This is a genomic window from Pedobacter sp. ISL-64 (assembly GCF_018613605.1).
Lineage (GTDB): Bacteria > Bacteroidota > Bacteroidia > Sphingobacteriales > Sphingobacteriaceae > Pedobacter.
This window is the reverse complement of sequence record NZ_JAGGPU010000001.1, coordinates 498,837-512,413: the sequence shown is the minus strand read 5'-3', so window position 1 is coordinate 512,413 and position 13,577 is coordinate 498,837. Positions and strand designations below refer to the sequence as shown.

Annotated in this window: 12 protein-coding genes; 1 reads left to right on the top strand and 11 read right to left on the bottom strand. The window is 38.6% G+C overall.

Annotated elements, in window-relative coordinates:
* Window positions 1-38: 38 nt before the first annotated feature.
* The 11 genes from J7E57_RS02335 to J7E57_RS02285 form a co-directional block, all read right to left on the bottom strand.
* Complete coding sequence (locus J7E57_RS02335; protein WP_251029760.1) at window positions 39-1,244, bottom strand: MFS transporter; 1,206 nt, start codon at window positions 1,242-1,244, stop codon at window positions 39-41.
* A gap of 110 nt (window positions 1,245-1,354) precedes the next feature.
* Window positions 1,355-2,008, bottom strand: coding sequence for a TenA family protein (locus J7E57_RS02330; protein WP_215130215.1), 654 nt, complete (start codon window positions 2,006-2,008; stop codon window positions 1,355-1,357).
* A complete protein-coding gene (gene thiD, locus J7E57_RS02325; RefSeq protein ID WP_215130213.1) occupies window positions 2,005-2,823 on the bottom strand; it encodes a bifunctional hydroxymethylpyrimidine kinase/phosphomethylpyrimidine kinase in 819 nt (272 codons plus the stop codon). Before thiD ends, J7E57_RS02330 begins: the two co-directional genes overlap by 4 nt.
* A gap of 416 nt (window positions 2,824-3,239) precedes the next feature.
* Window positions 3,240-4,787 carry a choice-of-anchor I family protein gene (locus J7E57_RS02320; protein WP_215130211.1) on the bottom strand — a complete coding sequence of 516 codons (1,548 nt, stop codon included), beginning with the start codon at window positions 4,785-4,787 and terminating at the stop codon, window positions 3,240-3,242.
* Between the two features lie 400 nt (window positions 4,788-5,187).
* The gene (gene lpdA / locus J7E57_RS02315) at window positions 5,188-6,594 is read right to left on the bottom strand and encodes a dihydrolipoyl dehydrogenase (RefSeq protein WP_215130209.1); all 1,407 of its coding nucleotides are present in this window, start codon (window positions 6,592-6,594) and stop codon (window positions 5,188-5,190) included.
* Between the two features lie 200 nt (window positions 6,595-6,794).
* Window positions 6,795-7,151, bottom strand: coding sequence for a bleomycin resistance protein (locus J7E57_RS02310; RefSeq protein ID WP_215130207.1), 357 nt, complete (start codon window positions 7,149-7,151; stop codon window positions 6,795-6,797).
* A gap of 62 nt (window positions 7,152-7,213) precedes the next feature.
* A complete protein-coding gene (locus J7E57_RS02305) occupies window positions 7,214-7,765 on the bottom strand; it encodes a Crp/Fnr family transcriptional regulator (RefSeq protein WP_215130205.1) in 552 nt (183 codons plus the stop codon).
* Window positions 7,766-7,806: 41 nt separating this feature from the next.
* Complete coding sequence (locus J7E57_RS02300) at window positions 7,807-8,415, bottom strand: DUF2306 domain-containing protein (protein WP_215130203.1); 609 nt, start codon at window positions 8,413-8,415, stop codon at window positions 7,807-7,809.
* 59 nt (window positions 8,416-8,474) lie between these two features.
* Window positions 8,475-9,140: an HAD family hydrolase gene (locus J7E57_RS02295; protein ID WP_215130201.1), complete on the bottom strand. Its 666-nt coding sequence runs from the start codon at window positions 9,138-9,140 to the stop codon at window positions 8,475-8,477.
* 24 nt (window positions 9,141-9,164) lie between these two features.
* Complete coding sequence (locus J7E57_RS02290; protein WP_215130199.1) at window positions 9,165-10,325, bottom strand: esterase-like activity of phytase family protein; 1,161 nt, start codon at window positions 10,323-10,325, stop codon at window positions 9,165-9,167.
* Window positions 10,326-10,608: 283 nt separating this feature from the next.
* Entirely contained in the window at window positions 10,609-11,445 is an 837-nt protein-coding gene (locus J7E57_RS02285) for a DUF6515 family protein (RefSeq protein WP_215130197.1), read from the bottom strand.
* Window positions 11,446-11,685: 240 nt separating this feature from the next.
* Here J7E57_RS02285 and J7E57_RS02280 point away from each other — a divergent pair, with 240 nt between their 5' ends.
* Window positions 11,686-13,557, top strand: coding sequence for a CocE/NonD family hydrolase (locus J7E57_RS02280; protein ID WP_215130195.1), 1,872 nt, complete (start codon window positions 11,686-11,688; stop codon window positions 13,555-13,557).
* The last annotated feature ends 20 nt before the right edge of the window (window positions 13,558-13,577 follow it).

Genomic DNA, 13,577 nt, shown 5'->3' with positions numbered 1-13,577 from the left:
GCTCCAAATGATAAATATAATTTATTTAACAGTCACAGCTAATTTATCGCTTTTATTTTTGTGATCAGGAAAGTAATCAGCAAACCAAAAACAGAAATTATCCCGAAAGAATAACGCAGGCTTGATAGTTGCGAAACATAGCCTATTAATGGCGGGCCAAACAAAAAGGCAAAATAACCAATACTCGAAACCATGGTTATTGCTTTACCAGCAGGCACTTTCTTATTGTTACCAGCTATGCTATATACCATTGGTACAATACTCGAAACACCCAAGCCAATAAGCATAAAACCAAAAATAGCGACAATTAGGTTTGGAAATATTACGGCAAGCGCCATCCCTATCGATATAATGGCACCGCTGATCTGAAGGAGGTTTTTCCGCCCGAATTTACCAATTAAAAACACCCCTAAAAACCTTCCGCTTGCCATCATAAACATGAACGACGCATAACCTATAATCGCCTTATTATGAGGTAATTTTACCACATCTTCGAAGTAAATAGCGCTCCAATCGAACATTGTTCCTTCGGTGGCCATACTACAAAATGCGATAACGCCCAGTAACACCAAAATACCCTGTGGCATGGTAAAAAACTTCGTTTTCTCAACCACCGTATCTGGTTTATTATAGTTCAGCAACTTTTTCCAGTTAAGCGCAACATTGCTTAAGGATATCAGTGCAATGATCCAAAAATGGGTATACATGCCTAATTTTAGGTTAACCAGCCCCAGGGCAATTAAAGCCCCCGTTAAATTACCAATACTCCAAGCCCCATGGAAAGAACTCATAATGGGTTTGCCGTAATAATTTTCACCTGCGACACCCTGTGTATTTAAGGCGATGTTACAAAGGTTCCCGGTTATACCAAACATCACCAAAAAAGCAGCCAACTGCCAACCAGTTGTGGCTAATGCTAAAAAAGTTAATGCAATTGCATAAAGTGGCGCAGTTGCCCTTAGCATTTTCTTGCTGCCAAAATGAGTGGTCAATTTCGCCGAAAAAAACATCGTTATAATCTGCCCCGCAGGTAACGCAAAAAGAATAGAGCCTAATTCTGCATCGTTTAGGCCCATAGAAGCTTTAAAAGTTGGAATCCTACTGGCCCAACTTGCAAAGCACACCCCTTGCATAAAATAAAAGGCAGATATTGCAAATCGTACTTGTTTCGGAGAGCTTTGCGCTAATACAGGTTTATCTTCTTGTTTACTTAAAATCCCCTGTTCTTGCGTACTTTCTTCCAAAATGATGTTTTAAATTATAGATTGAATTGCAAAGTTCTTTAAATCTATTGGAAATACCGACAAGTTTTTAACATTTTATCAAAGAATTTGGAGAATACAGGGTTAAAATATTAAACTTTCCATTTTTCCAGTTCATAAGCACTATCCCAGAACATCCATTCTAAACGGGTTGCCATTTCGAAAGCATCCAGCATTTTTTGTTGGGTTACTGCATTAGCCTGCGCTGCCATTTGATCAGTAATATCGATCGCCTTTTCTACCGCAGCAGCAAATTCGACGCCCGCATACATCTCGATCCACCTTTTGTAAGGATTCTGGTCGCTATTTTGCTGTGCAAAAATATGATCGCCAACGGCTTTATAAATCCAAAAACATGGTAAAACAGCCGCCACTGCAATTTCTACATTGGCATACGCAGCCTGACTAAGGATATAATTGGTATACAAAAGTGTAGATGGCGTGGGCTGCACTTGGTTAGCTAAACCAAATTCCACAAAATAACTTTCATGCAAACTACGCTCGGCAAAAATTGCCCCTGTAGAAAACCCGGCAAAGGTCATCACCAAATCTGCATCCTGCATTCGGCTACTAATGGTGCTTAAAGTCCGGCCGAATTCTAAAAGGTAATAAGCATCCTGAGCTAAATAAAAGATAAATTTCTCTTTGGGTAAAGTTCCATTGCTCAACTCTTGGTTAAAAGGCATTTTTAAAATTTTGCCATAAATGGGTTTAACTCTTTCCCAGGCCTGTGCGCTCCACTTCATTGTACAATTAGTTTTAAAGGTTCGAAAAAGTGATTTAATGGCCCATTGCCCTTGCCAGTTTTTACCTTGCTACCAGTTTGTAAGGCCCGGCTGATGTAGTTTTTCGCATTTTTTATTGCGATAAGTAGCGTGTTACCCTTGGCCATTTCGGCGGCTATGGCAGATGAAAGTGTACAACCTGTTCCGTGTAGATTTTTAGAAGCAATAAAGACACTTTCTAATACTACTGGTGCATCGTTTCCAGAGATAAAAACATCGTAAATGATTGGGCCTATTAAATGTCCTCCTTTTATTAAAACGGCTTTTGCACCTTTCTCGATGATTTTTCTACCCCCCGCAATCATGCCATCGAGGTTATGGATCTCCTGCCCTGAAAGGATAATGGCCTCGTCTATATTTGGGGTAACCAATGTTACCAAGGGGAATAATTTTTCAACTAACTGGGTAACGGTATCAGCTTCGATTAACCGATCGCCACTGGTGGCTACCATAACCGGATCTAAAATCACGGGAACATATTGATTATAGGGTTTTAATTCCTTTTCGATTACCTGTACCACTTCAGCACGGTTGATCATGCCGATTTTAATGGCCACTGGCGCTATATCATCTAATACCGCCTGTAACTGATCTTTAATCATTTCTGCTGGAATGCCATGCACTGACCGCACCCCCACTGTATTTTGTGCCGTTACAGCTGTGATTACCGAGGTGCCAAAACAGCCCAAAGCAGAAAAGGTTTTTAAATCGGCCTGGATGCCTGCACCGCCTCCACTATCTGAGCCGGCTATTGTTAATACATTAATATAATTCATTGCTAAATGACTTCATTTTGTTGTACAACTTCAGGAGTCTTCAAATGCAGTATGCATTTTTGCGCAATTTTTGCAGACAAACTAATTTCCTACGCCGGCATTATCCGGATCAGGTTCATTTATACGGCATAGGGTGTAAGGTCTAGGGCATAGGGTTTTTCACCTTCCGCCTTTTACCTTTTTACCTTTCACCTATAAAATGGGTATGTTCTCAGCCAACTTATTTGAAGGCACCCCTAAAGTTTTATTTTGTAGCGCAATATAGGGCTTTTTTTATTCTTCGTTTATATAAAGGAATTATATAAGAAGAGTTGTCAACTTAATAGCTTTCGCTATTAAGTTGACAACTCTAAAAACAAAAAACCCCGATATAAAACCGGGGCTAAAACATAATAATTAATAAAGGGATAGAGAGACTATATTTTATCGGGCTGATAGAACCGAACGGTACCATCAGCCTCGTTTGACACAATTAACAAACTTCTTCCATTAGGGCTATCTTTTGGTTTAACAAACAATAAACCTTCAGGGGCATCGCCCGTAGAGAATAGTTGAACAAATTTTGGTGAGGCTGGTATAGTTACATCATAAACAGCAATCATATCTGCACGTTCCATACCAATAAAAGCTAAGGTTTGCCCATTTACCTGTGCAACGGTTACACTTTCAACCTCTACACCTTTATTGTCAGACCGGTCATCGTCATATTTACCTGCATCAATTACATGCTGTTCTAAATCTTTACCAATGTTGGCTACCAAAGCCCCAGTATTTGCATTAAGGATGCTCACACTTCTTCCACCTGTTGAGTATAATTCCTGATATACTTTATTGGCACCTACCATAGTATACCCGGCAGTATTTGTTACCGTAAGTCTTCCTAAATTAGCATCTAACTGTAAGGTTGCTGCGTTAGGAAATTTAGCTGCATCTAAAACAAGGTCCTTTACACGTACTTCTTCCTTTGCATCTTTTGGTGTGTAATCCTGCCTGGTATCCCCTTCATTGGCCAAGGCCAGATAGGCATTACCACCAACAGTAAAATACGAAATTGCATCTGGCAGATAAAAAGCCTTGATTGGCCATGTACCTAAAACTTTTTTACTGTCTTTATCGCTTACATCAAAGGCATTGTCGGCCTGGCTGATGTCTCTAGTGCCTAAGGGATTGATTTTGGTAATTGTTCCTGCAACAATATCTACTTCGGCAACGCCATTGTTTTCTTGTAAGGTAACGTACGCTTTTTTAGAATCAGGGCTTACTGCAATATATTCTGGTTCGATATCTTGTGTAAAACTTGCATTTAAACCATAAATCCTGAAGCCACCTGCAAGCAAAGTTGCTTTTTGTGATTCAAAAGCGGCGAAATCTAATGTTTTTACAGAATAGTTGTCTTTGATGTTAATGATCGAAATGGTTCCTTTAGGATCAACGGTATATGCAAGATCTGGTTCGCCTTCGTTAGCCGATAAAATATAGTTTCCATCAGGACTGAAAGTTACCATATCGGGCATGGCACCTACGGTAATTTTTTTAACTTCTTCTAAAGTAGATGTTTTTAATACCACTACATCACCATTTCCCTGCTTATCTGCGCCATCTAAAGCGATTACTAATAAACCATTACTTACAGCCACACTATTAATACCAGCATTACCTGCAAAGGTTAAAGTCTGCAATTTTGTAACGGTTGGGTATTTGCTCATATCAACTACATCAACCTTGGTTCCGCCATCGTTACTCACCACAAATAATTGCTTGGTTAAGGGATCGTAAGCTGAAATTTCTGAAGCAAATTCTCCACCTAAATCAATGGAAGCAATTTCTTTAAAACTGTCGATTTTTTCAGGAACGATAGCTTCCACCGGAGGATCTACAATCGGATCATCAGTTGGATCTTTTTTGCAGGCAGTAAATGCCAATGAAGCAATAAGGATTGCACCAAATAGTTTTTTACAGTTCATGGTTTGTTTAATATCTGAACCGCAAAAATAGAAGCACACAACGCTAATTTTAGGCGTTAATTGTTATCATTTTATTAAGAAAATATAAAGCGATTACAATAAAGTCTTGTGATCAAACAATGCAGATCTTCACCCAATTTGAGGGTTCAAGAAAAGAAATGTCATCGTTATAGAGTTGTCAACTTTAATAGCCAGTTGGCTAGAAAGTTGACAACTCTAAAATTAAAAAAGCCGACAATTTCTTATCGGCTTTAGATTTTTGCATGAGGGATAGCAGTGTAAATCCTTTTGTTGTTAGCTGAAAGCACAACAAAAGATTGAAACGTATAGCCCGACCCTTGCGCAGCTTGGGGCATGCCCAAATATTTAACTTTAATTAATCGACAGTAACATCGATCGATTAAATATGTATTGCTCTATTATCAGTTGCAGCAAGTGCAGCTTCTTTTAAGGCTTCGGTATAAGTTGGGTGGGCATGGCAGGTACGTGCAATATCTTCTGCAGATGCACGGAATTCCATTGCAATAACTGCTTCTGCAATCATATCTGCTGCACGCGGGCCAATCATGTGTACACCTAAAACTTCATCAGTAGCGGCATCGGCCAAAACTTTAATGAAACCATCGGTATCCATACTCGCCTTTGCACGTCCACTGGCTTTGAAAGGGAACGAACCAGTTTTATATTTAACACCTTTTTCTTTTAACTGCTCTTCGGTTAAACCTACAGAAGCAACCTCTGGCCAGGTGTAAACCACACCAGGGATTAAGTTATAATTGATATGTGGTTTCTGACCTGCAATGGTTTCGGCAACGTATGTACCTTCATCTTCTGCTTTGTGTGCCAACATAGCACCCGAAATTACATCACCAATAGCATAAACACCTTTAACCGAAGTTTCTAAATGCTCATTAACCGGAATTTTTTTACCTCTTTCTTCAACAGTGATACCGATTTTATCTAAACCTAAACCTTCGCTGTAAGCCGTACGACCAACAGCAACGATACAATAATCGGCTTCTAAAGAAATGGATTCACCCTTAGGGGTATCAGCCGTAACAGTTACCGTTTTACCTTTTGTGGTGGCGCCGGTAACTTTATGGCCCATGTAAAACTCCATACCTAAAGTTTTCTTTAACACACGCTGAAGTTCTTTACCCAAACCAGCATCCATAGTTCCGATGATAGATGGTAAAAACTCAACAACAGAAACTTTAGTACCTAAACGGGCATACACCGAACCTAACTCTAAACCGATTACACCACCACCGATTACCACCATTGTTTTTGGCACTTCTTTAATATTTAAAGCTTCGGTTGAGGTAATAATGCGTTTTTTATCGATTGGTAAAAATGGTAAAGCGGTTGGTTTAGAACCAGTAGCAATGATTACGTTTTTAGCAGATAATGTTTCAGTTGAACCATCAGCCTTAGTAACCAGAATAGTATTTTTATCCACAAAAGAACCAACACCTTCGAAAGAATCGATTTTATTTTTCTTGAACAAATAAGTGATACCCGCTGTATTTTGGGCAACAACATCGTCTTTACGGGCGATCATTTGTTTCATATCAACCTTTAAATCTTTTAAGTTGATACCATGGGTAGTAAACGTGTGAGCAGCGTTGTGAAAATGCTCTGAAGAATCTAATAAAGCCTTAGATGGAATACAACCTACATTTAAGCAAGTACCTCCAAAAGTTTTATATTTTTCAACAACTGCAGTTTTTAAACCTAACTGAGCACAACGGATTGCGCCTACATAACCGCCCGGCCCTGAACCGATAACAACGACATCGTATTGCATAATTTCTTGATAATTTTGATTAGCCAAATGTAGGGAAAAAAGGCGGAAAGCTGAAAGTCGATTAGGCAATAGTCGTTGGTAATTAATTCATAGTAGAGGGTTTGATGGTCAATAAAATAGATAATCGGGGTTCAAAAGTCCGTAGGTTGATAAACATATGAAAACATTTTACTTTAGAACTATAAAAACAAGTGATCAACTTACACGCTCTGCCCAAAAGTGAGTAAATTACTATCTGGATCGAGCATTGCAAATTCCTTTTGTCCCCATGGTTTTGTTTGTAAGCTTCCATTGGGATGAATGCTTTGTTTAGTTTCGACCATCGATTTGTACAGCCCTTCAATATCGTTTGTACGGATATAAACTTGCCCATAGTTTTCTTTCGGATCTAGTGTTTCGAACAGAAAAAAGTGGATCTGAACCTGATCCTTTTGTACAATCAGGTAATCTTTAAAATCGGCACTCCCAATGTCTTTAAAGCCTAATTTATTCACATAAAAATCTCTGGTGATTGCTTTATCACGCATGGGAAGTTTTGGGTTGATATCTGTTAGCATATTTTTTTATTTCAAAAATCGGTATTTTCCCGAAAAGCTGCACTTGACCGAGATCAGGAAATTCATTGATTTGCCCTTACCCTGCTCAATGTTTCGGGGGCAATCTTAAGGTATGAAGCGATCATTTTAACGGGAAAAACCTGTACAATGAGCGGCTTGGCATTTTTGATGTAATTATATTTTTCAACTGGGCTTAGCGAACGATCAAATAAATATGTTCTGTTATTGGGCTGGTCAAAAATTCTACCCAGGCTTAAAAAGGACTGTGATTTGGCGATTAAACTATGTAAATTAGTTAAACTAAGCTCCAACACTTCAGATTTTTCAAAGGCCTTGATCGTTGTATCGGAAGGTTTTTGCTCAATCAGGCTTGGGTGATTGTACATCCACTCTTTTGGTAAATGCAAATCAATGATTGTTTCGGTGATATCGTTAGACTGAAATTGAAAAAAAGAACCCAATAAAATGAAATAAACAGATTGACAAATCTCACCTTGACGCAATAGCACATCATTTTTCTTAAATAATTTTCGCACCGTCTTTTCTTCAAAAAGAAGCAGATCATGGTATGAAAATGATCCGACACTAGCTAAAATTTCCTGAGCTGACATCATGTAAAACTAAATTATTTTAGCGGATGAGGTATCAAAACAACTTATTGATTAGCGGCTTTTCTGGTGATTAAATAGGCAACAATCAAATTTGGAATCCAGCACAACCAGGCAACAACCAGGTAGGCTTTTGAAAAATCGCCATAAACCATTGTCAAAATTGGCAGCCAAATCCTTAATGTTACCGCAGCAAAACAAGCCGCATAACTATAAACCATCATTTTTTGATGTTTTTCAATTTCTGCGCTTTTGATGTGTAAATAAGCCTTTAGAGTAGTGTAAAACCAAACGAAGCCTAAGCAAATAAATCCCGCGGAAGAAACCCATCCCCCTGTTGCAAAAAAGCCAATATAAATACCCGTTAATGCGCTAAGCAGTACAGCAACCACATAAACTTTACCCAGTTTTCGGTGAAGTGCCATGCGCCTATTTCTCATTTTCGGACTAAATTGTGTCCAACCGATAAATAAAGCGATTCCTCCGAAAATGATATGCATATAAAAACCAATGTTCCAGAAAGTATTGGTCAACAACTCAACCGATTTTGAATTTAACAATCCAAATTTCCTATCGATCAAAAAGTAAATCGTTGGGTAGAGTCCAATCAGCAATGCGAAGGTTGCAAATAAAATCCATAATCCTTTTTTTACCATACAAAATTCTATTGCTTTATACTCTATTGCTTTATACTAAGCTAGTTAATTTTCAAGAACTAAATCAATTCCTTTTGCAGCATAAATTCTTTAGCATTCGCAAAGCTGAGGAACAATTCGTCAGCTATTTTTAGTTTTTGATGCGCCCGTACATTGCTCTGAATGGCGTAACAGGTTATGCCTGCAGCCAGAGCAGATTTAACCCCATTTAAAGTATCTTCAAAAACGATACATTCATCTTTTTCAACGCCTAACCGCGCTACGCATAAGTTATAACTTTCTGGATCAGGCTTAGATTTACTTACATCTGTTCTGGTAATAAATAAACTGAAATACTTAGCCAAACCGTTCCGCTCAAAAACGGCTTCAACATCAATTTTAGGACTAGCAGTAACCACAGCCAGAATAAGCCCCTTTTCATAAGCAAACTTGATAAACTCTAATGCAAAGGGCATTAACTGAATATCTGTTGTTCTAAAACCATCAAAAGTTATCTTTTCTCTTCTGTTAATGAAGCCTGCTAACTCTTCTTCAATTTTATACCTGTCTATTATAGTCTTTGCATTTTTGGGCAAGGGGATTCCAGCGTAATTTGTCAACCAATCCTTAAAATCCAGTGTAACTTCGTATTCACACAAAAACTTATTCCAACAATCGAAATGAAATTGCTCAGAATCAATTAATGTACCATCTAAATCAAACAGTAATGCTTTTATTTTACTCATTATAAATTTTTACAGAAATGATGATTATGGAATCATCTCAAATAAGAAAAATTGTTGTACCTGAGATTTACCGAAATTATTATCAACACAAAAAATCAAAGAGAGATGCCCATTTGGCAATTTTGGTCCAAATGTTACCCCTTCAAAATTATCGATATGTCGGTTCAAGGAATCAAAGTCGAAAAGCAATTTCTTGTTTAAGGGCTTTGGAGGGTTTTGCACAAAAGAGCTATTATTGATTTCATTTTCAGCACTCCGTAAATCAACCAGGTAAAGTTTTAAAAAGGTATGATCATCGTGGCCTTTTGCCCAGGCTCTTTCCATTACCAAAAGCGTATAATTATTAATGGCTAGTATTTCGGAAATTCCATTTACATTCCAATCGTTTTCAACGGTAGGTTTAACTGGCATTGCCCCCAGATTATAAGCATACTGGGCAATATTCTTTTTAGTAGCTACATCAAACTTTAAAATCCGCGTTAAGGCTTTATCATATTCAAAAGCAGCCTGAGGTCCATCCTGATAAAGTGGTTCTTCTAAACTGGCATACAATGTTTTGTACTGATCAGCATAAGTTAAACCTTCAAATAAAGCATTTTTGCGCGGCCCGGTTTCGGTTTTTGCAAACTGAAAGCCCTTAGGCATTGGAATAGTATCCAGAAACTTTCCTTCGGTAGAAATAAAGGTTAAGCTGGGCTGAACTATCGTCGTATCACCGTCCTTAAACAACCTTTCTCCCTCACTGCTCCAAATCCATTGTTTGGTTAAGGGGTTATAACGAACCGATTCGCCATCAGGTTTTACAGTTTTATCAGTTCCGTATTTTGGGTATGGTTTTCCGTTTTCCTGTAAGATATAAGTAACACCAGTTACCCGAACGGTATCGATCTTATTTTCTTTGATATCAATCTTTGCGGTATAAATCCTCGCCGGACTACGTTGTGATGGATCATCACTGATCATATAATACTGGTTTTGCTTTACATCGTAATCAATCCCCGACAAACCACCAACAACCGTATTTTGGGAAATTGGATTTAAGGGCATAATGTATTCATCCAGAAACTTTAAAGAAGAAATACTGGTTTCATTTTGCTTAACCGCAGTATACTTAGTTGTAGAACAAGATGAGAGCACAATAGCAAGAACTGAATAAACAAAGAAGAGCTGCGATACAGGTTTCAAATCGAAATGTTTAGGCTGTAAAAATATGGAATTTTGGCGGCTTGAGATACGTCACCCTGAATTTATTTCAGGGTCTTCTCGTAAGCAATTTGCTCCAATCGGAAATTCAGTTGTGTTGGATATTCCGATCTGACACAAAGTGAATACAGATATTGAAACAAGTTCAGTATGACGTACAGCGAGAAATTAAACAAAAAACAGTTGGACATTACCATCCAACTGCACATCTACTGGAATTATAAGTAGTGTCAGATGTTACCATCTGACACTGATAAAACTAAGATTAAAACAACTTACCAATTACACGGTAAGTAATATTTGTTCCATCTACTATTTCTTCATAATAAACATCATCAGGCGAAACAAAATACTTTTCGTTTTTAATGGTTACTTCTCTGCATCCCTCTGGCAATTGATTAATTATATCGCCGATATTATGCGTATCAACGGGGCCGTCAGTTGTGTTTAAAATACCGTCTTTCCCAGCAACCACATATACGGTTTTACCATCAGCATTTTCTTTTTGGGTATAATAAACGCCTTTGTATTCGTAATAATCAACCCCATTAATGGTAACCAGATTAGCATCCGATGGTAAATTCGGAACCTCAGCACCAACTGGTGGGGTTACCACTTCGTATTGACTGTTGTTTTGTTGATAAAACAATCCGCCAGAATAATAGAACTGGTTAGCGCCATAATAAAACGGATAATAGCCATAAGGCAATACGCCAATCCTGAAACCTAAAAAGGGCCTGTAAAAATTATAATAGCTATAATATGGTCTGTAATAAGGCCTTCCATAACCCGGGCGATAACCATAACCTGGCCTACCATATCCCGAACCTGGGCGATAACCTGGTCTGTTATAACTGTAATTAGGTCTTGGTGGGCGACCGCCATTGCTTGGTGCATAACTACCTCTACTTGGCGCATGCATAGATGGCTGTCTGGAAATAGAACCACCGCCTCTAGATGGGCTTATCGAACCAGATCTACCACCTCCGGAAGAACCTCCACTCCTACTTGGCCGCTGTGCAGAAACGCTTTCAATGCTTAAGGTTGCAATCATCGCTGCTGCAGCGAAAACAACCAATCCTTTATTAAATAACCTATTCATTATTTCGTGTTTATGTCGATTATGTATATGACGGTGAAAACTCCTAAAAGATTATCCCTTAACACTATTTAACTAAATTTTGATAAAGTGATGACGAAGGGAGGGTTTTAATGGCAAAATACATCAAAATCCTTCCATCTTACATGATTCCATCTTTGCTAACAAACCTTTTACGGGCGATTTTTTCTAATCAACCACGAATCACCTATATTTAAATTTTATTCCTAAAAACTAGCTTAAATGAACCTTACAAGAATTTTCAGTCTTTTATTTTGTCTGTTTATTTCTAATGAATTAATAGCCCAGCAAACCGATTCGGCATATGTTAGAGAAAACTACACTAAAATTGAACGCCAGATCCCCATGCGCGACGGGGTTAAACTCTTCACTTCTATTTATATACCCAAAAATCAAACCAAAAAATATCCATTTTTAATTAACCGAACACCCTATACCGTTGCACCTTATGGTGAAGATAAATATAAGCTTAGTTTGGGGAATTTTCCGGCGATGATGCGTGAAGGATTTATTTTTGTATATCAAGACGTGAGGGGCCGATGGATGAGTGAGGGCACTTTTGCCGATATCCGTCCTCAACTGGTTGGAAAAAAATCTAAAACAGCTATTGATGAAAGTACGGATACTTACGATACCATCGACTGGTTGGTTAAAAACGTAAAAGGCAACAATGGCAATGCGGGTATTTATGGCATTTCCTACCCTGGTTTTTATTCTACCACTTCTTTGCCAAATGCACACCCAGCGCTAAAAGCCGTTTCGCCTCAGGCGCCAGTTACCGATTGGTTTATGGGTGATGATTTCCACCACCGTGGTACATTATTTCTGATGGATGCTTTCAGTTTTATGGGCAATTTTGGTGTGCCGAGACCTAAACCGATTACACCAGATAAAGGACCTAAAGGTTTTCAGTTCCCTATTCAGGATAATTATCGCTTTTACTTAGAAGCCGGATCGGTTAAGAACCTAAAAGACAGATACTTTGCAGATAGTATTAAATTCTGGAACGATTTATTTAAACATCCAAACTTAGATACCTTCTGGAAAGCACGTTTAATTACTCCGCATTTAACCAATGTGAGGCCTGCAGTGATGGTAGTGGGTGGCTTTTTCGATGCTGAAGATGCCTATGGAACTTTTGATACTTACAAAGCAATTGAGAAACAGAATCCTGGCGCCAATAATATCCTGGTTGCAGGACCTTGGTTCCATGGCGGCTGGGTACGTAGTGATGGTTCTTATTTCGGCGATATCCCTTTCAGCAAAACCACCAGTATCGATTACCAGGAGCAGTATGAACTGCCTTTCTTTAAACATTATTTAAAAGGTGAAGGCGATTTTAATGCAGCAGAAGCCAATATTTTTGTAACAGGAAGTAACGAATGGAAAAAGTTCAAAACATGGCCACCACAAGACGTAGAAAACAAAAACCTGTATTTACAACCTAATGGAAAGCTCAGTTTTGAAAAAGTTGGCAGAACCGATAGCTGGGATGAATATGTGAGCGACCCTAATAACCCTGTACCTTACCAGGATGGCATTCAGGCCAAACGTACCCGCGAGTACATGATCGATGATCAGCGTTTTGCTGCCCGCCGTCCGGATGTAAAAACTTATCAAAGCGACGCTTTAACAGAAGATATTACCTTAACAGGTCCTGTTTTGGCCAACTTGGTGGTTTCGACTACTGGAACAGATGCCGATTATGTAGTTAAACTGATTGATGTTTATCCTGAAGATGCACCAAATCCAGAACCTAACCCTAAAAACCTGATTATGGGTGGTTACGAAATGCTGGTTCGGGGAGAAATTATGCGTGGAAAATACCGCAACAGTTTCGAAAAACCTGAGCCATTTGTTCCTGGTGCCATCACAAAAGTAAATTACCCTTTGCCCGATGTGGCGCATACTTTTAAAAAAGGCCATAAAATTATGATCCAGATTCAAAACTCATGGTTCCCTTTAGCCGATCGCAATCCGCAGAAATTTATGGATATCTATCAGGCAGAACCACAGGATTTTCAAAAAGCTACACACAAAATTTATCACGACGTGCACAACAGCTCGTTTATTACAGTTTCGGTGTTGAAATAATAAAATCCATCATTGCGAGA